General features: G+C 55.6%; 8 protein-coding genes, 4 tRNA genes and 6 rRNA genes. 16 read left to right on the top strand and 2 right to left on the bottom strand.

Going from position 1 to position 21,309, the window contains the following annotated elements; genetic code table 11:
- The first annotated feature begins 74 nt into the window (after window positions 1-74).
- The 14 genes from CLU90_RS17155 to rrf (CLU90_RS17090) all read left to right on the top strand — a co-directional run bounded on the left by CLU90_RS17155 (window position 75) and on the right by rrf (CLU90_RS17090) (window position 16,031).
- Window positions 75-1,605: ribosomal RNA gene (locus tag CLU90_RS17155) — 16S ribosomal RNA — on the top strand.
- A gap of 100 nt (window positions 1,606-1,705) precedes the next feature.
- A tRNA-Ile gene (locus CLU90_RS17150) sits at window positions 1,706-1,782 on the top strand.
- Between the two features lie 11 nt (window positions 1,783-1,793).
- Window positions 1,794-1,869: transfer RNA gene (locus tag CLU90_RS17145), tRNA-Ala, on the top strand.
- 239 nt (window positions 1,870-2,108) lie between these two features.
- Window positions 2,109-4,998 (top strand): 23S ribosomal RNA (locus tag CLU90_RS17140).
- Window positions 4,999-5,136: 138 nt separating this feature from the next.
- A 5S ribosomal RNA gene (rrf, locus tag CLU90_RS17135) occupies window positions 5,137-5,249 on the top strand.
- Together the 16S, 23S and 5S rRNA genes with 2 tRNA genes alongside form the textbook arrangement of a ribosomal RNA operon.
- A 271-nt stretch (window positions 5,250-5,520) precedes the next feature.
- Window positions 5,521-6,258: an acid phosphatase gene (locus CLU90_RS17130; protein ID WP_157808846.1), complete on the top strand. Its 738-nt coding sequence runs from the start codon at window positions 5,521-5,523 to the stop codon at window positions 6,256-6,258.
- Between the two features lie 62 nt (window positions 6,259-6,320).
- Window positions 6,321-7,799, top strand: coding sequence for a DUF2868 domain-containing protein (locus CLU90_RS17125; RefSeq protein ID WP_100428486.1), 1,479 nt, complete (start codon window positions 6,321-6,323; stop codon window positions 7,797-7,799).
- Entirely contained in the window at window positions 7,796-9,286 is a 1,491-nt protein-coding gene (locus CLU90_RS17120) for a DUF3482 domain-containing protein (protein WP_100428485.1), read from the top strand. The genes CLU90_RS17125 and CLU90_RS17120 overlap by 4 nt, the downstream gene beginning before the upstream one ends.
- A 36-nt stretch (window positions 9,287-9,322) precedes the next feature.
- Window positions 9,323-10,402, top strand: a complete 1,080-nt coding sequence (locus tag CLU90_RS17115; protein ID WP_100428484.1) for a tartrate dehydrogenase — start codon at window positions 9,323-9,325, stop codon at window positions 10,400-10,402.
- Between the two features lie 436 nt (window positions 10,403-10,838).
- A 16S ribosomal RNA gene (locus CLU90_RS17110) occupies window positions 10,839-12,369 on the top strand.
- A gap of 100 nt (window positions 12,370-12,469) precedes the next feature.
- Window positions 12,470-12,546: transfer RNA gene (locus tag CLU90_RS17105), tRNA-Ile, on the top strand.
- Window positions 12,547-12,565: 19 nt separating this feature from the next.
- Window positions 12,566-12,641: transfer RNA gene (locus CLU90_RS17100), tRNA-Ala, on the top strand.
- A 248-nt stretch (window positions 12,642-12,889) separates the two neighbouring features.
- Window positions 12,890-15,779: ribosomal RNA gene (locus CLU90_RS17095) — 23S ribosomal RNA — on the top strand.
- Between the two features lie 139 nt (window positions 15,780-15,918).
- Window positions 15,919-16,031: ribosomal RNA gene (rrf, locus tag CLU90_RS17090) — 5S ribosomal RNA — on the top strand.
- Window positions 16,032-16,266: 235 nt separating this feature from the next.
- On the opposite strand, the gene CLU90_RS17085 is transcribed toward rrf (CLU90_RS17090), so the two are convergent.
- Complete coding sequence (locus CLU90_RS17085) at window positions 16,267-16,827, bottom strand: acyloxyacyl hydrolase (protein WP_100428483.1); 561 nt, start codon at window positions 16,825-16,827, stop codon at window positions 16,267-16,269.
- A gap of 101 nt (window positions 16,828-16,928) precedes the next feature.
- Here CLU90_RS17085 and CLU90_RS17080 point away from each other — a divergent pair, with 101 nt between their 5' ends.
- Window positions 16,929-17,831, top strand: coding sequence for an NAD(P)-dependent oxidoreductase (locus CLU90_RS17080; protein WP_442906703.1), 903 nt, complete (start codon window positions 16,929-16,931; stop codon window positions 17,829-17,831).
- 1 nt (window position 17,832) lies between these two features.
- On the opposite strand, the gene CLU90_RS17075 is transcribed toward CLU90_RS17080, so the two are convergent.
- A complete protein-coding gene (locus CLU90_RS17075) occupies window positions 17,833-19,026 on the bottom strand; it encodes a M20 aminoacylase family protein (protein WP_100428481.1) in 1,194 nt (397 codons plus the stop codon).
- 206 nt (window positions 19,027-19,232) lie between these two features.
- Here CLU90_RS17075 and CLU90_RS17070 point away from each other — a divergent pair, with 206 nt between their 5' ends.
- Window positions 19,233-21,308, top strand: a complete 2,076-nt coding sequence (locus CLU90_RS17070; protein WP_100428480.1) for a molybdopterin-containing oxidoreductase family protein — start codon at window positions 19,233-19,235, stop codon at window positions 21,306-21,308.
- Window position 21,309: the final 1 nt, after the last annotated feature.

The following is a 21,309-nucleotide window of genomic DNA, read 5'->3' as shown; positions in this document are numbered from 1 at the left end:
TGGCCTGTCAGTTTTTTGAGTGAGCGACCCGTCAGCAATGACGGTGCCAATAAAATGGCAAAGTAACAGAGATTAAACTGAAGAGTTTGATCCTGGCTCAGATTGAACGCTGGCGGCATGCCTTACACATGCAAGTCGAACGGCAGCACGGAGCTTGCTCTGGTGGCGAGTGGCGAACGGGTGAGTAATATATCGGAACGTACCCTGGAGTGGGGGATAACGTAGCGAAAGTTACGCTAATACCGCATACGATCTAAGGATGAAAGTGGGGGATCGCAAGACCTCATGCTCGTGGAGCGGCCGATATCTGATTAGCTAGTTGGTAGGGTAAAAGCCTACCAAGGCATCGATCAGTAGCTGGTCTGAGAGGACGACCAGCCACACTGGAACTGAGACACGGTCCAGACTCCTACGGGAGGCAGCAGTGGGGAATTTTGGACAATGGGCGAAAGCCTGATCCAGCAATGCCGCGTGAGTGAAGAAGGCCTTCGGGTTGTAAAGCTCTTTTGTCAGGGAAGAAACGGTGAGAGCTAATATCTTTTGCTAATGACGGTACCTGAAGAATAAGCACCGGCTAACTACGTGCCAGCAGCCGCGGTAATACGTAGGGTGCAAGCGTTAATCGGAATTACTGGGCGTAAAGCGTGCGCAGGCGGTTTTGTAAGTCTGATGTGAAATCCCCGGGCTCAACCTGGGAATTGCATTGGAGACTGCAAGGCTAGAATCTGGCAGAGGGGGGTAGAATTCCACGTGTAGCAGTGAAATGCGTAGATATGTGGAGGAACACCGATGGCGAAGGCAGCCCCCTGGGTCAAGATTGACGCTCATGCACGAAAGCGTGGGGAGCAAACAGGATTAGATACCCTGGTAGTCCACGCCCTAAACGATGTCTACTAGTTGTCGGGTCTTAATTGACTTGGTAACGCAGCTAACGCGTGAAGTAGACCGCCTGGGGAGTACGGTCGCAAGATTAAAACTCAAAGGAATTGACGGGGACCCGCACAAGCGGTGGATGATGTGGATTAATTCGATGCAACGCGAAAAACCTTACCTACCCTTGACATGGCTGGAATCCTCGAGAGATTGAGGAGTGCTCGAAAGAGAACCAGTACACAGGTGCTGCATGGCTGTCGTCAGCTCGTGTCGTGAGATGTTGGGTTAAGTCCCGCAACGAGCGCAACCCTTGTCATTAGTTGCTACGAAAGGGCACTCTAATGAGACTGCCGGTGACAAACCGGAGGAAGGTGGGGATGACGTCAAGTCCTCATGGCCCTTATGGGTAGGGCTTCACACGTCATACAATGGTACATACAGAGCGCCGCCAACCCGCGAGGGGGAGCTAATCGCAGAAAGTGTATCGTAGTCCGGATTGTAGTCTGCAACTCGACTGCATGAAGTTGGAATCGCTAGTAATCGCGGATCAGCATGTCGCGGTGAATACGTTCCCGGGTCTTGTACACACCGCCCGTCACACCATGGGAGCGGGTTTTACCAGAAGTAGGTAGCTTAACCGTAAGGAGGGCGCTTACCACGGTAGGATTCGTGACTGGGGTGAAGTCGTAACAAGGTAGCCGTATCGGAAGGTGCGGCTGGATCACCTCCTTTCTAGAGTTTGCACGAATCAGGTAACTGGTTCACGCATCAAATGTTCACACTTATCGGCTGTTTAATTAAGAAGAAACAGTAGTCGTAGTAGTTCCGCGTTGGGGCTGTAGCTCAGCTGGTTAGAGCACCGTGTTGATAACGCGGGGGTCGTTGGTTCGAGTCCAACCAGCCCTACCAGTCATTACCCAGGGGGATTAGCTCAGCTGGGAGAGCACCTGCTTTGCAAGCAGGGGGTCGTCGGTTCGATCCCGTCATCCTCCACCAAAGTTTTACTTGAAAGTACAAATGTAAGCCTCTGGGTTTAGATTTGATCTTTTAGCGATCAAAGCTGTTTCGTTCTTTAACAATCTGGAAGAAGTAAAGATTATTTATTGATCGGTTTGCCGTAAAAAGCGAATCGATGGGTAATGATTGTATGTATCAACAAACAAGCAACAACGTTGTACTTTCTTATCCCTGTAGCGCTCTTTGATGACTTCGGTCTTCAGAGGCTAACGTTATAGGGACAAGCGAATAAGTGCACATGGTGGATGCCTTGGCGATTACAGGCGATGAAGGACGTAGTAGCTTGCGATAAGCTGCGGGGAGTGAGCAAACACACTTTGATCCGCAGATTTCCGAATGGGGCAACCCACCCTTTTAGGGTATTGCAACCTGAATACATAGGGTTGCAAGGCGAACGCGGCGAACTGAAACATCTAAGTAGCTGCAGGAAAAGAAATCAACCGAGATTCCCAAAGTAGCGGCGAGCGAAATGGGAAGAGCCTGTACGTGATAGTCGGACCGATAACAGAATCCTCTGGAAATAGGAGCCATAGCGGGTGATAGCCCCGTATGTGAAATCGGACCGGTGGTACTAAGCGTACGACAAGTAGGGCGGGACACGTGACATCCTGTCTGAATATGGGGGGACCATCCTCCAAGGCTAAATACTCGTAATCGACCGATAGTGAACCAGTACCGTGAGGGAAAGGCGAAAAGAACCCCGGAAGGGGAGTGAAATAGATCCTGAAACCGTGTGCATACAAACAGTAGGAGCGGACTTGTTCCGTGACTGCGTACCTTTTGTATAATGGGTCAGCGACTTACATTCAGTGGCAAGGTTAACCGAATAGGGAAGCCGTAGAGAAATCGAGTCCGAATAGGGCGATCAGTCGCTGGGTGTAGACCCGAAACCAAGTGATCTACTCATGGCCAGGATGAAGGTGCGGTAACACGCCCTGGAGGTCCGAACCCACTAATGTTGAAAAATTAGGGGATGAGCTGTGGGTAGGGGTGAAAGGCTAAACAAACTTGGAAATAGCTGGTTCTCTCCGAAAACTATTTAGGTAGTGCCTCAAGTATCACCATCGGGGGTAGAGCACTGTTATGGCTAGGGGGTCATTGCGACTTACCAAACCATTGCAAACTCCGAATACCGATGAGTGCGAGCTTGGGAGACAGACGTCGGGTGCTAACGTCCGGCGTCAAGAGGGAAACAACCCAGACCGCCAGCTAAGGTCCCAAAGATTGGCTAAGTGGAAAACGAAGTGGGAAGGCTAAAACAGTCAGGATGTTGGCTTAGAAGCAGCCATCATTTAAAGAAAGCGTAATAGCTCACTGATCGAGTCGTCCTGCGCGGAAGATGTAACGGGGCTAAGCCAGTCACCGAAGCTGCGGATATTGTTCTGTGATTTATCACAGATATATATGGTAGGAGAGCGTTCTGTAAGCCTGCGAAGGTGTCTTGTAAAGGATGCTGGAGGTATCAGAAGTGCGAATGCTGACATGAGTAGCGATAATGGGGGTGAAAAGCCTCCACGCCGTAAGCCCAAGGTTTCCTGTTCAACGTTCATCGGAGCAGGGTGAGTCGGCCCCTAAGGCGAGGCAGAGATGCGTAGCTGATGGGAAGCAGGTTAATATTCCTGCACCGTCGTATGATGCGATGGGGGGACGGATCGCGGAAGGTTGTCTGACTGTTGGAATAGTCAGTTTCTGTCTCATAGAAGGCGCTTAGGCAAATCCGGGCGCGGAATTCAAGGGGATGGGACGAGTGAACTTGTTCACGAAGCAATCGGAAGTGGTTCCAAGAAAAGCCTCTAAGCTTCAGTCATACGAGACCGTACCGCAAACCGACACAGGTGGGCGAGATGAGTATTCTAAGGCGCTTGAGAGAACTCGGGAGAAGGAACTCGGCAAATTGGTACCGTAACTTCGGGAAAAGGTACGCCCCGGTAGCTTGATTGGTTTACTCCATGAGGGTGAAAGGGTTGCAATAAACTGGTGGCTGCGACTGTTTAATAAAAACACAGCACTCTGCAAACACGAAAGTGGACGTATAGGGTGTGACGCCTGCCCGGTGCTGGAAGATTAAATGATGGGGTGCAAGCTCTTGATTGAAGTCCCAGTAAACGGCGGCCGTAACTATAACGGTCCTAAGGTAGCGAAATTCCTTGTCGGGTAAGTTCCGACCTGCACGAATGGCGTAACGATGGCCACACTGTCTCCTCCCGAGACTCAGCGAAGTTGAAATGTTTGTGATGATGCAATCTACCCGCGGCTAGACGGAAAGACCCCATGAACCTTTACTGTAGCTTTGCATTGGACTTTGAACCAATCTGTGTAGGATAGGTGGGAGGCTTTGAAGCGGGGACGCTAGTTCTCGTGGAGCCAACCTTGAAATACCACCCTGGTTTGTTTGAGGTTCTAACCTTGGTCCGTTATCCGGATCGGGGACAGTGCATGGTAGGCAGTTTGACTGGGGCGGTCTCCTCCTAAAGTGTAACGGAGGAGTTCGAAGGTACGCTAGATACGGTCGGACATCGTGTTGATAGTGCAATGGCATAAGCGTGCTTAACTGCGAGACTGACAAGTCGAGCAGGTACGAAAGTAGGACATAGTGATCCGGTGGTTCTGTATGGAAGGGCCATCGCTCAACGGATAAAAGGTACTCTGGGGATAACAGGCTGATTCCTCCCAAGAGTTCATATCGACGGGGGAGTTTGGCACCTCGATGTCGGCTCATCACATCCTGGGGCTGTAGCCGGTCCCAAGGGTATGGCTGTTCGCCATTTAAAGTGGTACGTGAGCTGGGTTTAAAACGTCGTGAGACAGTTTGGTCCCTATCTGCCGTGGGCGTTGGAAATTTGAAGGGGGCTGCTCCTAGTACGAGAGGACCGGAGTGGACGAACCTCTGGTGTACCGGTTGTCACGCCAGTGGCATTGCCGGGTAGCTAAGTTCGGAAGAGATAACCGCTGAAAGCATCTAAGCGGGAAACTTGCCTTGAGATGAGATTTCCCAGAGCCTTGAGCTCTTTGAAGGGTCGTTCGAGACCAGGACGTTGATAGGCTGGGTGTGGAAGTGCAGTAATGCATTAAGCTAACCAGTACTAATTGCCCGTACGGCTTGTCCCTATAACCTTAGCAGGTACAGAGGATAAGACGGTACAACGTTGCGTGTGTGTTGATACTACCAGTCATTACCCCGATCTTTGCTTCTTCCCGATTCAGGCTTTGTCGCTCCATCGAGGACAAACGCCAGTACAAGTTATGCCTGATGACCATAGCAAGTTGGTCCCACCCCTTCCCATCCCGAACAGGACCGTGAAACAACTTTGCGCCGATGATAGTGCTGCAACCAGTGTGAAAGTAGGTTATCGTCAGGCTTGTTATTCGCAGTAAGAGAAAACCCCGCCAGCAATGGTGGGGTTTTTTTTCGTCTGGTGGTTTTGTCGGGCGCCGGTGGTGTTGTCGGATTACGGCCTGCGGCCTAATCCGACCTACGCTCATGTAAAGTCCGGTAGGTCGGATTAGCGTAGCGTAATCCGACAAGTCAGCAGTCAATACCACAGACGAAAAAAAAGCAGCGCTGCGCGCTGCCTTTGTCATATATCACAACATGTTGTGCACGGCGGGGATCGTCATGTTCTCTTCATATTGACACTGTACGATGACTTCCATTCTCATCAAGCAATGTGTGCACCCATGCTGGCCAAGCTTAAACTCCTCAAAACTCCCAAGGGCATCGATAGCGTCCTGATGCTGTCGGCCATGCTGATACTCTGGATCGGCAATTACAGCAACCTCGACCTCATGATCGCCGACAGCATGTTCGACGGTGCGCGTGGGAAATTCGTCGGTGCTGACAGCGCGTGGGCGAGCAGTTTCCAGCTCTGCATGATCTTGCTTGGCGCCGCCTTGATCTGTTTGGCCGTCTGGGACATCTTGCATCCGCTGGCCTGGCTGGCATCACGCCGCAGCGCCTTGCGCGTAGTGGCATTGTCGGCTATCTTCGTGCCATTAAGCATCTATTTGCTCTCTTCCTTCAGCGACGTGTCCTGTCCCACGGATTTGTTGCGTTACGGCGGACTGGAGCCGTACACGCGCCTGCTGGAAACGTTGCCGGCCAGCGCATCCGCCATGGCATGCCTGCCCGCTTCCCAGGCGAATACTGCCTGGTGGATGCTGGCCTTGCCATTGTTCTGCCTGCCTGGACGGCCACGCACGGCGCTTTTCTTCGCCGTCGTCATGCTGCTGTGCGGCTTGGCGGCAGGCTGGCAGCAACAGTTGCAAGGTGCACAATTTTTCACGCACACCTTGTGGTCGGCCTGGATCGCCTCTTTCCTGATCTATCTGCTGCATCATTTGTTCCGGGCCGGGGACGCGTTGGCCTGAAATACAAAAGTACGTCACAATCTGCCTGTCGAGTTGTCGTTTCATACAAAAACAGGAGCACCATGAACGAGCAGATTGCGAGAGAAGTGGTATTGGTCCGGGCTATCGAGACGGCCGACCAGAAAAAAGAAGTCCTCAGCGAGGATGACCGCATGTATGCGAGCCGCAGCGCGCGTGAGCTTGCGCAGTGGCAAGCTTCGGGCAAGCAGGCCGAAGTGACCGGTGACGATTTCCTGCAGCAGCGTTCCGAACTGATCATCAAACGCATCACCGAGCGCACTCCCGCCTTCGCCGCTTTCGCGAAACGCCGCAACGGCATGAAGACCCTGGCGCTGGCCTTGCCCCTGCTGGCCTTGCTGCTGGGCGCCGCGCTCGACCGCATCACGGATCCCCACCGCGTGGATCTGCTGTCGGCGCCCTTGTTGCTGATTATCGCCTGGAATGTGCTGGTCTACCTGGGCTTGCTGATCTGGCTATGCATTCCCTCGCACTCCCTCGGCTGGCCGAAAGCGGGACTGGTGCGCCACCTGAGCGTGGGCCGCCTGGCTCTGCCGCGCAAGCTGCCGCACGCCTTGTCTTCCGGCTTGCTCAGTTTCATGGGGGAGTGGGCGCACTTGAGCGCCAAGCTGACGGCCGCGCGCCTGAGCCGTACCATTCACCTGAGCGCCGCCATGTTTGCCATCGGTGCCGTCGCTTCACTGTATGCGCGCGGTTTCCTGTCGCAATACGCGGCCGGCTGGGAAAGCACGTTTCTCAGTGCCAGCCAGGTGCACAGCCTGCTTTCGACCCTGTTTGCGCCTGCCATCGCCCTGTTTCATTTGCAAGGCTTTTCGCTGGCGGAAATTGAAGCGCTGCGCTTCCCGCAAACGACGACCGTCGAAGGCGGCGCACGCTGGGTGCATTTGTATGCGGCAACGATTTTCCTGCTGGTCGTCGTGCCCCGCCTGATCCTGGCCCTGGTCAACAATTGGCGCGCCGCGCGCCTGGCCAGGCACTTTCCGCTGGATCTCGATCAGCCGTATTTCCGCAAGCTCAATGAAAGCATCGGCGTGGCCACGGGCGGCATGCTGCGTGTCTTGCCGTACAGCTTTACCGTCGATGAGGCGCGTCACAAGGGCCTGGGGCAAATCGGCCTCATGCTGTTTGGCGAACAAGGGCGCATGATGCTGCGTCCATCGACGTCGTATGGCGAAGAACCGCAGGACGTCTTGCGCGGCACGGACCTGAATGACCCGCAAGTCAATATCACTGCCGTGCTGTTCAATCTGACGGCGACGCCGGAAAAGGAAAACCACGGCGCCTTCCTCGATTACCTGGTGCAGTCGTCGGCACGCGGCATCGCCGTCCTGATCGACGAATCCAGCTACCTGGAGCGCGCGGGTGAGCAGGCGGACAACGGCGCGCGTCTGGCGGAACGAGTCGCCTTGTGGCAACAGTTTTGTCAGTTCCATAAAACCACGGCCACCGTGGTCAATTTGCTCAACCCTGCCTTGCACCCGCTCGATGCCGGTGTAGGGCTGAAAGTATCGGCAGCAGCATGAGTGTGAATGTGAATAAAGATGTGCGGGACGATGCGGTGCAAATACAGTTTGCGCTGATTTCGCACACGAATAATGGCAAGACGACCCTGGCGCGCACCTTGGTAGGCGTGGATGTCGGCGAAGTGCGCGACGCCGCCCACGTGACGGTGTTTGCGGAATCGCATACCTTGCTGGCTACGCCGCAGGGCGATGCCTTGCAATTGTGGGATACGCCCGGCTTTGGCGATTCCGTGCGTCTGCTCAAGCGCCTGGGGCAGTCGGGCAATCCCATTGGCTGGTTCCTGCGCGAAGTGCTGGATCGTTATCGCGACCGCCCGTTCTGGCTCAGCCAGCAAGCGCTGCGCACGGCCAAGGACTCCGCCGATGTGGTGTTGTACCTGGTCAACTCCTCTGAAAATCCCAAGGACGCCGGTTACTTGCCGGCGGAAATGAAAATTCTCGCCTGGCTGGATAAGCCCGTGGTGGTTTTGCTCAATCAGATGGGGCCGCCGCGTCCGGGCAATGAAGAACACAGCGAGCAGGCGCGTTGGCGCGAGCATTTGCAGCAGTATCCGATTGTGCGCGACGTCCTGGCGCTCGACGCCTTTGCCCGCTGCTGGGTGCATGAACGCGTGTTTTACGAAGCCGTGGGTAAATTGTTGCCGCAATCGCAGCAAGCCGGCTATGCGCGTTTGTTTTCTGCGTGGCAAGAGCAGAATACGGCGCGTTTCCGGCAAGCCATGCACTTGCTGGCCACACAACTGGCGGTGGCTGGACAGGATCGCGAAGCCATCGAATCCGGTTCCAAGGGCTTGCTGAAATCGGCCTTGCAAGTCGTGGGCATCGGCAAAAATGCGGAGCAGCAACGCCAGGAAAAGGCCATGGCCAGCCTGGTGGCGCGGCTCAATACGCACAGTGGTGTCATCACGCGTGAGCTTTTGATCCTGCACCAACTCGATCCCACCGATGCGCACAAGATCAATAGCCGGATACGGGAAAATTTCGCCGTGCGCGCGCCGATCGACAAGGCGCAAGCGGGTTTGCTGGGCGCCATGATTTCCGGTGCGGCGACGGGGCTGTCGGCCGACCTGATTTCCGGCGGCCTGACTTTGGGCACGGGTGCCTTGCTTGGCGGCGTGGTCGGTGCGCTGACGTTTGCGGGCGCCGCCTGGGGCTTTAATTCTGGCACGGACCGCAATGAGCCCATCATGCAATTTACGGATGCCTTCTTGCGCACCCTGGTGGTGGCGGGCGTGCTGCGTTACCTGGCGGTGGCGCACTTTGGCCGTGGCCGCGGCAATTTCGTTGAAAGCGAAGCGCCGGCCTTCTGGCAAGATGAAGTCGAGCAGGCGGTGGCGCGTCATGAGGGCGCATTGGCCGAGTTGTGGAAAGACGTGCGCCGCGAGAAATCAACTGAACTGGCGGCCGAGCGTGTACAGCCCATCATCACGGCGATCACTGCCGATGTGCTGGCGCGCCTGTACCCGGGTGTGGCGCAGCAGATGTAAATACGGGCTTTCATCGCCTATTCCAATAGGGCTTACATGAGCACACATAAAATCGCGGTCATCGCCGGTGACGGCATCGGTAATGAAGTTATGCCGGAGGGCTTGCGCGTGATTGAAGCGGCCGCGCGCCATTTCAATATCGACCTGCAGTTTACGACGATGGCGTGGGCCAATTGCGACTATTACCTGGAACACGGGCAAATGATGCCCTCGGACTGGTTTGCGCAACTCAAGGATTTCGACGCCATCTATTTTGGCGCCGTGGGCTGGCCGGACAAGGTGCCCGACCATATCTCGCTGTGGGGATCGCTGCTGAAATTCCGGCGTGAATTCGATGAATACGTCAACTTGCGTCCCGTGCGGCTGATGCCGGGCGTGCCGTGCCCGCTGGCGAATAAAAAACCGGGCGATATCGATTTTTATGTGGTGCGTGAAAACACGGAAGGAGAATATTCATCCGTGGGCGGGCGCATGTTCGAAGGGACGGAGCGCGAAACGGTGCTGCAGGAATCCGTTTTTACGCGCAAGGGCGTCGACCGGATATTGAAATACGCATTCGAGCTGGCGCAAAGCCGGCCCAAGAAACACCTGACATCGGCCACCAAATCGAATGGTATTGCCATCAGCATGCCGTATTGGGATGAGCGCGTGGAAACCATGGCGCCGCAATTTCCTGAAGTACGCTGGGACAAATACCATATCGACATCCTGGCTGCCCGCTTTGTATTGAGCCCAGAGCGCTTCGACGTGGTGGTCGCCTCGAATCTGTTTGGGGACATCTTGTCCTACCTGGGTCCCGCCTGCACGGGGACGATTGCCATTGCACCATCGGCCAATATCAATCCGGAGCGCACGTTCCCTTCCGTCTTCGAGCCGGTGCACGGTTCCGCCCCCGATATCTACGGCCAGAATATCGCCAACCCGATCGGCATGATTTGGTCGGGCGCCATGATGCTGGACTTCCTCGGTAATGGCGAGACCAATTACACGGCCGCACATGACGCGATAGTGCGCGCCATCGAGCAGGTGCTCGAGCACGGTCCGCGTACGCCCGATATGGGCGGCAGCGCCAGTACGACGGATGTCGGCATGGCGGTTGCCGAATTGCTGAAATAAAGCTTGCCGCCCGTGTGGGGCTTTGCTATAGTTCGCCTCCCCAATGAGACGCACTAGTTTGCGACACAAAAGGGACAGCCTTCAGGGGCTGGGTAGTAAAAAAGAAGGAGTTGACGGACGTAGCAAATTGCTTCATACTCTTCCTTCTTCGCAGCTGACAAACACAACGCTTTGTCGATAGCGCGAAAGCAGTAACCGAATACAGTTCTTTAACAATTAACAGTCGATAAGTGTGGGCATTTGATGTAGTGCAGCGATGATCTTCGGATCGTCGTCTAACTTAAAATATCAAATGTTCACAAGAAATAATGAAATAGGATACTTCTTCGGAAGTAGCCTGTCAGTTTTTTGAGTGAGCAAACACCTCGCAATGCGAGGGGTTTGAACTAGTTAAATAGTTCGACCATGCCGGTAAAACGGCAAAGTAACAGAGATTAAACTGAAGAGTTTGATCCTGGCTCAGATTGAACGCTGGCGGCATGCCTTACACATGCAAGTCGAACGGCAGCACGGAGCTTGCTCTGGTGGCGAGTGGCGAACGGGTGAGTAATATATCGGAACGTACCCTGGAGTGGGGGATAACGTAGCGAAAGTTACGCTAATACCGCATACGATCTAAGGATGAAAGTGGGGGATCGCAAGACCTCATGCTCGTGGAGCGGCCGATATCTGATTAGCTAGTTGGTAGGGTAAAAGCCTACCAAGGCATCGATCAGTAGCTGGTCTGAGAGGACGACCAGCCACACTGGAACTGAGACACGGTCCAGACTCCTACGGGAGGCAGCAGTGGGGAATTTTGGACAATGGGCGAAAGCCTGATCCAGCAATGCCGCGTGAGTGAAGAAGGCCTTCGGGTTGTAAAGCTCTTTTGTCAGGGAAGAAACGGTGAGAGCTAATATCTCTTGCTAATGACGGTACCTGAAGAATAAGCACCGGCTAACTACGTGCCAGCAGCCGCGGTAATACGTAGGGTGCAAGCGTTAATCGGAATTACTGGGCGTAAAGCGTGCGCAGGCGGTTTTGTAAGTCTGATGTGAAATCCCCGGGCTCAACCTGGGAATTGCATTGGAGACTGCAAGGCTAGAATCTGGCAGAGGGGGGTAGAATTCCACGTGTAGCAGTGAAATGCGTAGATATGTGGAGGAACACCGATGGCGAAGGCAGCCCCCTGGGTCAAGATTGACGCTCATGCACGAAAGCGTGGGGAGCAAACAGGATTAGATACCCTGGTAGTCCACGCCCTAAACGATGTCTACTAGTTGTCGGGTCTTAATTGACTTGGTAACGCAGCTAACGCGTGAAGTAGACCGCCTGGGGAGTACGGTCGCAAGATTAAAACTCAAAGGAATTGACGGGGACCCGCACAAGCGGTGGATGATGTGGATTAATTCGATGCAACGCGAAAAACCTTACCTACCCTTGACATGGCTGGAATCCCCGAGAGATTGGGGAGTGCTCGAAAGAGAACCAGTACACAGGTGCTGCATGGCTGTCGTCAGCTCGTGTCGTGAGATGTTGGGTTAAGTCCCGCAACGAGCGCAACCCTTGTCATTAGTTGCTACGAAAGGGCACTCTAATGAGACTGCCGGTGACAAACCGGAGGAAGGTGGGGATGACGTCAAGTCCTCATGGCCCTTATGGGTAGGGCTTCACACGTCATACAATGGTACATACAGAGCGCCGCCAACCCGCGAGGGGGAGCTAATCGCAGAAAGTGTATCGTAGTCCGGATTGTAGTCTGCAACTCGACTGCATGAAGTTGGAATCGCTAGTAATCGCGGATCAGCATGTCGCGGTGAATACGTTCCCGGGTCTTGTACACACCGCCCGTCACACCATGGGAGCGGGTTTTACCAGAAGTAGGTAGCTTAACCGTAAGGAGGGCGCTTACCACGGTAGGATTCGTGACTGGGGTGAAGTCGTAACAAGGTAGCCGTATCGGAAGGTGCGGCTGGATCACCTCCTTTCTAGAGTTTGCACGAATCAGGCAACTGGTTCACGCATCAAATGTTCACACTTATCGGCTGTTAGTCAAAGAAGAAACAGTAGTCGTAGTAGTTCCGCGTTGGGGCTGTAGCTCAGCTGGTTAGAGCACCGTGTTGATAACGCGGGGGTCGTTGGTTCGAGTCCAACCAGCCCTACCAGCTAATTAGTAAAATCTCAGGGGGATTAGCTCAGCTGGGAGAGCACCTGCTTTGCAAGCAGGGGGTCGTCGGTTCGATCCCGTCATCCTCCACCAAAGTTTTACTCGAAAGTGCAAACGTAAGCCGGTCAGTGACTCAGGTTTAGGTTTGATCTTTTAGCGATCAAAGCTGTTTCGTTCTTTAACAATCTGGAAGAAGTAAAGATTATTTATTGATCGGTTTGCCGTAAAAAGTAAATCGATGGGTAATGATTGTATGTATCAACAAACAAGCAACAACGTTGTACTTTCTTATCCCTGTAGCGCTCTTTCATTATGAAAATGATGAGAGGCTAACGTTATAGGGACAAGCGAATAAGTGCACATGGTGGATGCCTTGGCGATTACAGGCGATGAAGGACGTAGTAGCTTGCGATAAGCTGCGGGGAGTGAGCAAACACACTTTGATCCGCAGATTTCCGAATGGGGCAACCCACCCTTTTAGGGTATTGCATACTGAATACATAGGTATGCAAGGCGAACGCGGCGAACTGAAACATCTAAGTAGCTGCAGGAAAAGAAATCAACCGAGATTCCCAAAGTAGCGGCGAGCGAAATGGGAAGAGCCTGTACGTGATAGTCGGACCGATAACAGAATCCTCTGGAAATAGGAGCCATAGTGGGTGATAGCCCCGTATGTGAAATCGGACCGGTGATACTAAGCGTACGACAAGTAGGGCGGGACACGTGACATCCTGTCTGAATATGGGGGGACCATCCTCCAAGGCTAAATACTCGTAATCGACCGATAGTGAACCAGTACCGTGAGGGAAAGGCGAAAAGAACCCCGGAAGGGGAGTGAAATAGATCCTGAAACCGTGTGCATACAAACAGTAGGAGCGGACTTGTTCCGTGACTGCGTACCTTTTGTATAATGGGTCAGCGACTTACATTCAGTGGCAAGGTTAACCGAATAGGGAAGCCGTAGAGAAATCGAGTCCGAATAGGGCGATCAGTCGCTGGGTGTAGACCCGAAACCAAGTGATCTACTCATGGCCAGGATGAAGGTGCGGTAACACGCCCTGGAGGTCCGAACCCACTAATGTTGAAAAATTAGGGGATGAGCTGTGGGTAGGGGTGAAAGGCTAAACAAACTTGGAAATAGCTGGTTCTCTCCGAAAACTATTTAGGTAGTGCCTCAAGTATCACCATCGGGGGTAGAGCACTGTTATGGCTAGGGGGTCATTGCGACTTACCAAACCATTGCAAACTCCGAATACCGATGAGTGCGAGCTTGGGAGACAGACGTCGGGTGCTAACGTCCGGCGTCAAGAGGGAAACAACCCAGACCGCCAGCTAAGGTCCCAAAGATTGGCTAAGTGGAAAACGAAGTGGGAAGGCTAAAACAGTCAGGATGTTGGCTTAGAAGCAGCCATCATTTAAAGAAAGCGTAATAGCTCACTGATCGAGTCGTCCTGCGCGGAAGATGTAACGGGGCTAAGCCAGTCACCGAAGCTGCGGATATTGTTCTGTGATTTATCACAGATATATATGGTAGGAGAGCGTTCTGTAAGCCTGCGAAGGTGTCTTGTAAAGGATGCTGGAGGTATCAGAAGTGCGAATGCTGACATGAGTAGCGATAATGGGGGTGAAAAGCCTCCACGCCGTAAGCCCAAGGTTTCCTGTTCAACGTTCATCGGAGCAGGGTGAGTCGGCCCCTAAGGCGAGGCAGAGATGCGTAGCTGATGGGAAGCAGGTTAATATTCCTGCACCGTCGTATGATGCGATGGGGGGACGGATCGCGGAAGGTTGTCTGACTGTTGGAATAGTCAGTTTCTGTCTCATAGAAGGCACTTAGGCAAATCCGGGTGCGCAATTCAAGGGGATGGGACGAGTGAATTTATTCACGAAGCAATCGGAAGTGGTTCCAAGAAAAGCCTCTAAGCTTCAGTCATACGAGACCGTACCGCAAACCGACACAGGTGGGCGAGATGAGTATTCTAAGGCGCTTGAGAGAACTCGGGAGAAGGAACTCGGCAAATTGGTACCGTAACTTCGGGAAAAGGTACGCCCCGGTAGCTTGATTGGTTTACTCCATGAGGGTGAAAGGGTTGCAATAAACTGGTGGCTGCGACTGTTTAATAAAAACACAGCACTCTGCAAACACGAAAGTGGACGTATAGGGTGTGACGCCTGCCCGGTGCTGGAAGATTAAATGATGGGGTGCAAGCTCTTGATTGAAGTCCCAGTAAACGGCGGCCGTAACTATAACGGTCCTAAGGTAGCGAAATTCCTTGTCGGGTAAGTTCCGACCTGCACGAATGGCGTAACGATGGCCACACTGTCTCCTCCCGAGACTCAGCGAAGTTGAAATGTTTGTGATGATGCAATCTACCCGCGGCTAGACGGAAAGACCCCATGAACCTTTACTGTAGCTTTGCATTGGACTTTGAACCAATCTGTGTAGGATAGGTGGGAGGCTTTGAAGCGGGGACGCTAGTTCTCGTGGAGCCAACCTTGAAATACCACCCTGGTTTGTTTGAGGTTCTAACCTTGGTCCGTTATCCGGATCGGGGACAGTGCATGGTAGGCAGTTTGACTGGGGCGGTCTCCTCCTAAAGTGTAACGGAGGAGTTCGAAGGTACGCTAGATACGGTCGGACATCGTGTTGATAGTGCAATGGCATAAGCGTGCTTAACTGCGAGACTGACAAGTCGAGCAGGTACGAAAGTAGGACATAGTGATCCGGTGGTTCTGTATGGAAGGGCCATCGCTCAACGGATAAAAGGTACTCTGGGGATAACAGGCTGATTCCTCCCAAGAGTTCATATCGACGGGGGAGTTTGGCACCTCGATGTCGGCTCATCACATCCTGGGGCTGTAGCCGGTCCCAAGGGTATGGCTGTTCGCCATTTAAAGTGGTACGTGAGCTGGGTTTAAAACGTCGTGAGACAGTTTGGTCCCTATCTGCCGTGGGCGTTGGAAATTTGAAGGGGGCTGCTCCTAGTACGAGAGGACCGGAGTGGACGAACCTCTGGTGTACCGGTTGTCACGCCAGTGGCATTGCCGGGTAGCTAAGTTCGGAAGAGATAACCGCTGAAAGCATCTAAGCGGGAAACTTGCCTTGAGATGAGATTTCCCAGAGCCTTGAGCTCTTTGAAGGGTCGTTCGAGACCAGGACGTTGATAGGCTGGGTGTGGAAGTGCAGTAATGCATTAAGCTAACCAGTACTAATTGCCCGTACGGCTTGTCCCTATAACCTTAGCAGGTACAGAGGATAAGACGGTACAACGTTGCGTGTGTGTTGATACTACCAGTCATTACCCCAATCTTTGCTTCTTCCAGATTCATGGCCTTGTTGCTCAACAGAGAACAAGCGTCAGTACAAGTTATGCCTGATGACCATAGCAAGTTGGTCCCACCCCTTCCCATCCCGAACAGGACCGTGAAACAACTTTGCGCCGATGATAGTGCTGCAACCAGTGTGAAAGTAGGTTATCGTCAGGCTTGTTATTCGCAGTAGAGAAAAACCCCGCCAGCAATGGTGGGGTTTTTTTTCGTCTGGTGGTTTTGTCAGGCGCCGATGGTGGTGTCGGCTTACGCGCGCAGCGCTAAGCCGACCTACGTTTATTGGATGGCGGGTAGGTCGGATTAGCGTAGCGTAATCCGACAAGTTGGCAGTCAATACCACAGACGAAAAAAAGGCAGCGCTGCGCGCTGCCTTTGTCATTTATCACTCTTATTAAAAGTAATAAGCGACTTTGACGTTCATGTAATTGACGCCGCTATTCGGTTTCTTGTAGCCGCCGTTCGAGAAATGCTGGATCTTCGCAGCGACTTCCCATTTGTTATTGAAAACATAGCCGACGCCGATATGGTCGCCGAACTGGAAGTGGGTCGACAGGCGGTTATCGTCGTTATCGTACAGTTTCGACAGCATGTGCACGCCAATGCCGCCTTCCGCGTAGAAGCCCAGCTTGTTCGTGTTTTCAAAGCGGAAGACCGGGGTAAAGCCCAGGTCCCACAGTTTTTGATGCTGGCCAGGGACGTTGCGATAGCTCTTGCCATCCCAGCCGCCGATACTGGCATCCCAGTAACCGCTCAGCTGCGTGCCATTCGATACGAACCAGGCTTTATCCCAGTTCGAGGTTACGCCAGCACGCAACATCTGTACTTTGACGCCCTTGGCATATTCGCCGTAGACGGAGTCGATCAGTTTGCCGTCGGCGGCAAAGCCGGCATTGGCGGCCATCAGCGCGGTCACGGCGGCGATGGATTTGAGGAGATTCTTCTTGAAGGACATAGAGGCTTTCATCGTAAAATTGGCCGTCAGGCTCGTCTTGTTTGCGCAGACACCTAGTTTTGCATACCGCGCCCACCAGCTGTTTGATCTCAGAGGTTGAATTGACATTTTCTACAAAAATCGCATTTCTCGGTATAGGCCTGATGGGAGGGCCGATGGTCCGGTGCCTGCTGCGCGCTGGATATTCTGTCACAATTTGGAATCGCACGCACAGCAAGGCCGAAGTCCTGCGTACGGCAGGGGCGCGGCCGGCCGTTTCCGTGGCTGAAGCGGTTAGCGGCGCGGACGTGGTCATCTCGATGCTGGAAGCCGGTCCCATTGTGGCAACGGTGCTGCAGGAGGCCCTGCCGGCCTTGTCCACTGGTGCGCTCTGGATCGACATGAGTTCCACCAAGCAATCGGAAGCCCAGCAATTTCACGCCACCTTGCACGCTGCAGGCCATGGCTTCATCGATGCGCCCGTGTCGGGCGGTGTGGGCGGGGCACAGGCGGGCACGCTGGCCATCATGGCTGGCGCCAGCGCCAGCGATTACGCGCGGATTGAATCGATCCTATCGGCCATGGGACGCCCGACCCTGGTGGGGCCGGCCGGCAGTGGCCAGGTGGCCAAGCTGTGCAATCAGCTGATCGTCGGCGCCACCTTGAATATCGTGGCGGAAGCGCTGTTGCTGGCCCAGGCGGCCGGCGCCGATGCGGCTGCCGTACGGGCAGCCATCCGCGGCGGTTTTGCCGAGAGCAAGATTTTGGAGGTGCATGGCCAGCGCATGCTCGAGCGTAACTTTGTGGCCGGTGGCCAGGTGAAGAGCCAGATCAAGGATATGCACAACATCCTCGCGGCGGCCGAGGCGGCCCACGTCACCTTGCCGGTGACGCAACTGGTGACGCAGCGCTATGAAACCCTCGCCACCAGCCACCCGACGGCAGACCACGCGGCCGCCTTGCTGGCCCTGGAAGCGTTGAATCCGGGCCAGCGCCTGGGCACCGGTCCGGATCAACTGAGCTGAATCAGGCGACGGGCAGGCTCGCTTCGGCCAGCTTGACCCAGAAACTGGCGCCGATGGGCAGCAGATTGTCGTTGAAGTCGTAGCTGCCATTGTGCAAGACGCACGGACCGAGTCCGTGGCCGCCGTCGCGGTGTTCGCCGTCGCCATTGCCGATGAAGACGTAGCAGCCGGCTTTTTCTTGCAGGAAGAAGGCAAAATCTTCGGCGCCCATGGTCGGCTCGACATTCGCGTTGACCTTGTCCTCGCCGACCACGCTTTTCATCACCTCGACGGCAAACGCCGTTTCTTTCGCATGGTTGACCAGCGGCGGGTAGTTGCGCTTGAAGTGGAAGTCGACTTCCGCGCCAAAGGCGGCGGCCGTGTGCACGGCAATGTCGCGCATGCGCTCTTCGATCAAGTCCAGCACGGGCGTGGTGAAGGTACGCACGGTGCCGACCAGGCTGGCGTCATCGGGAATCACATTGGTGGCGCTGCCCGCGTGGATTTGCGTGATGGACAGCACGGCCGTGTCGAGCGGACTCTTGTTGCGAGTGATGACGGTTTGCCAGCTTTGCGCGATCTGCACGGCCACCATGACGGGGTCGATGCCCTTGTGGGGCTGGGCCGCGTGCGCGCCCTTGCCCTTGACGGTGACGTGGAACTCATTGCTGGAGGCCATCATCGGCCCTTCCACCACGCTCAGGGTGCCCGTTTCGGCGCCCGGCCAGTTGTGCATGCCATAGATGGCATCCATGGGAAAGCGGCTAAACAAGCCGTCTGCTATCATTTCACGCGCGCCGGCGCCGCCTTCTTCCGCAGGCTGGAAGACGAGGTAGACCGTGCCATCGAAGTTCCGGTGCTGCGCCAGGTAATGAGCGGCGCCCAGCAGCATGGCCGTGTGGCCGTCGTGGCCGCAGGCGTGCATCTTGCCAGGATGGCGCGAAGCATGCTCGAAGGTATTCATTTCCTGCATCGGCAAGGCATCCATATCGGCACGCAAGCCGATGGCGCGTGTCGAAGTACCATTTTTGATGATGCCGACCACGCCAGTGCGGCCCAGCCCGCGTACCACGGGAATGCCCCACTCCGTCAGCTTGGCGGCGACCACGTCCGAGGTGCGCTGTTCTTCGTAGCACAGCTCGGGATGCGCGTGCAGGTCGCGGCGGATACCTTGCAGCTCGGATTGAAACGCCAAGATCGGATCAACTAGTTTCATGGGACTCTCCTGTGGATGCTGGCACGCAGCAATGTATGGCGCGCCGGACCGCGTTTGTTTGATCAGAAACAGGCGCGGCTAATAGTGCATTGTAGCCCTTGTTTGCAGGGTAAATCCAGCGCACGGACGTGCTTGCCACGGCGCCAACAGCAAGCGCGCGGAATGGTTTACAGTATCGCCTTCCCCCAACGTTTTTGGATTGCCCCATGACCACCACCCAAGTGCGCGCCGCCTGCCCGCTCGATTGCCCCGATACCTGCGCCTTGCTGGTCACCGTGACCGATGGGGTGGCCACGGCCGTCAAGGGCGATCCGGACCACCCGACCACGGCTGGCGTGCTGTGCACGAAGGTGTCGCGCTTCACGGAGCGTACCTACCATGCGGACCGGCTGCTGCATCCGCTGCGCCGCGTGGGCAAGAAGGGCGAAGGCAAGTTCGAGCGCATCAGCTGGGAAGAAGCCCTGCAGACCATCGCCGCCCGCTTGAAACCGATCGCCGCGCGCGATCCGCAGGCGATCTTGCCGTATAGCTACTGCGGCACCATGGGCCTGGTGCAGGGCGAATCGATGTCCTCGCGTTTCTTCAACCAGCTCGGCGCTTCCTTGCTGGACCGCACCATCTGCGCCTCGGCCGGCGCCACGGGCTACCGCTACACGGTGGGCGCCAGCATCGGCACGGACATGGAGCAGTTCCAGAAAGCCAAATTGATCATCATCTGGGGCGGCAACCCGATCGCTTCGAACCTGCACTTCTGGATGCGCGCGCAAGAGGCCAAGCGTAACGGCGCCACCCTGATCGCCATCGACCCCTACCGCTCGCTGACGGCCGAGAAATGCCATCAGCACATCGCCTTGCTGCCGGGGACCGATGCAGCCCTGGCGCTGGGCTTGATGCATGTGCTGATCACGGAAGAGCTGGTCGACCATGACTATATCGCGCAGTACACCATCGGCTATGCGGAACTGAAACAGCGTGCCCTGGAATGGCCGCCCGAGCGCGTGGCCGAGGTGTGCGGCATCACGGCCGCCGAAGTGGTGGACCTGGCGCGCCTGTACGGTCAGGCTTGCCGCTCCGGCGAGGGCGCCGCCATCCGTGCCAACTACGGCGTGCAGCGCGTGCACGGCGGCGGCATGGCCGTGCGCAATATCGCTTGCCTGCCGGCGCTGACGGGCGCCTGGCGCCATCCGGCCGGCGGCATGCAGCTGTCGAGCTCGGGTTCCTTCCCCGTCAACCGCAAGGCCCTGCAACGCCCCGACTTATTGAAAGGCGCGCCGCGCACCATCAACATGAGCACCATCGGCGACGATTTGCTGAAAGAAAGTTCCGCCGAGTTCGGTCCGCAAGTGGAAGCCGTGATCGTCTACAACTCGAACCCGCTGGCCGTGGCGCCTGACTCCTCGAAAGTGGCGCAGGGTTTTGCCCGCGAGGATTTGTTTACGGTCGTGCTCGAACACTTCCAGACCGACACCGTCGATTACGCCGACATCGTGTTGCCTGCCACCACGCAGCTCGAACACGTCGACGCGCACTCCACCTACGGCCACCTGTACATGATGGCGAACAACGCGGCCGTGGCGCCGCTGGGCGAAGCGAAGGCGAATACGGAAATCTTCCGTTTGCTGGCGCAGCACATGGGCTTTGATGACCCATGCTTCCAGGAAAGCGACGACGCGCTGGCAGCCAAGGCGTTCGATACGACGGATGCGCGCGCCGTGCATTTCGACTGGGAATCGCTGAAGCGCACGGGCTGGCAAAAGCTGGCCATGGCCGAGGCGCCATTTGCCCACGGTGGTTTCCCCACGCCATCGGGCAAGTGCGAGTTGTATTCCAGCGCCATGGCGCAGGCGGGGCTCGATCCCTTGCCCACCTATATCGCGCCGCACGAATCGCCAGCCAGCAACCCCGCGCTGGCGGCCCGTTATCCGCTGGCCATGATTTCTCCGCCGGCACGCAATTTCCTCAATTCCACCTTTGTGAACGTGAAAAGCCTGCGCGCGGCCGAGGGCGAGCCGCACCTCGACATTCACCCTGACGACTGCGCCGCGCGCGGCATCGCGGCCGGCGACATGGTGCGCATTTTCAACGACCGCGGCAGCTTCGTGGCCAAGGCCAGGGTCACGGACAAGGCGAGACGCGGCCTGGTGGTGGGCTTGTCCGTGTGGTGGAAGAAACTGGCCAGCGACGGCAAGAACGCCAATGAAGTGACGAGCCAGCGCCTGACGGACATGGGCCGCGCGCCGACCTTCTACGATACGCTGGTCGAAGTGGAAAAGGCTGGCTGAC

Source organism: Janthinobacterium sp. 67 (genome assembly GCF_002797895.1).
GTDB lineage: Bacteria > Pseudomonadota > Gammaproteobacteria > Burkholderiales > Burkholderiaceae_D > Janthinobacterium.
Note: the sequence above shows the minus strand (reverse complement) of the source record. Positions and strands in the feature narration are given on the sequence as shown.

Bases quoted from the DNA above. Each gene is read 5' to 3' on its own strand.
- CLU90_RS17125 (WP_100428486.1), top strand. From the start codon at position 6,321: ATGAACGAGCAGATTGCGAGAGAAGTGGTATTGGTCCGGGCTATCGAG.
- CLU90_RS17115 (WP_100428484.1), top strand. From the start codon at position 9,323: ATGAGCACACATAAAATCGCGGTCATCGCCGGTGACGGCATCGGTAAT.
- CLU90_RS17075 (WP_100428481.1), bottom strand. From the start codon at position 19,026: ATGAAACTAGTTGATCCGATCTTGGCGTTTCAATCCGAGCTGCAAGGT.
- CLU90_RS17085 (WP_100428483.1), bottom strand. From the start codon at position 16,827: ATGTCCTTCAAGAAGAATCTCCTCAAATCCATCGCCGCCGTGACCGCG.
- CLU90_RS17070 (WP_100428480.1), top strand. From the start codon at position 19,233: ATGACCACCACCCAAGTGCGCGCCGCCTGCCCGCTCGATTGCCCCGAT.
- CLU90_RS17120 (WP_100428485.1), top strand. From the start codon at position 7,796: ATGAGTGTGAATGTGAATAAAGATGTGCGGGACGATGCGGTGCAAATA.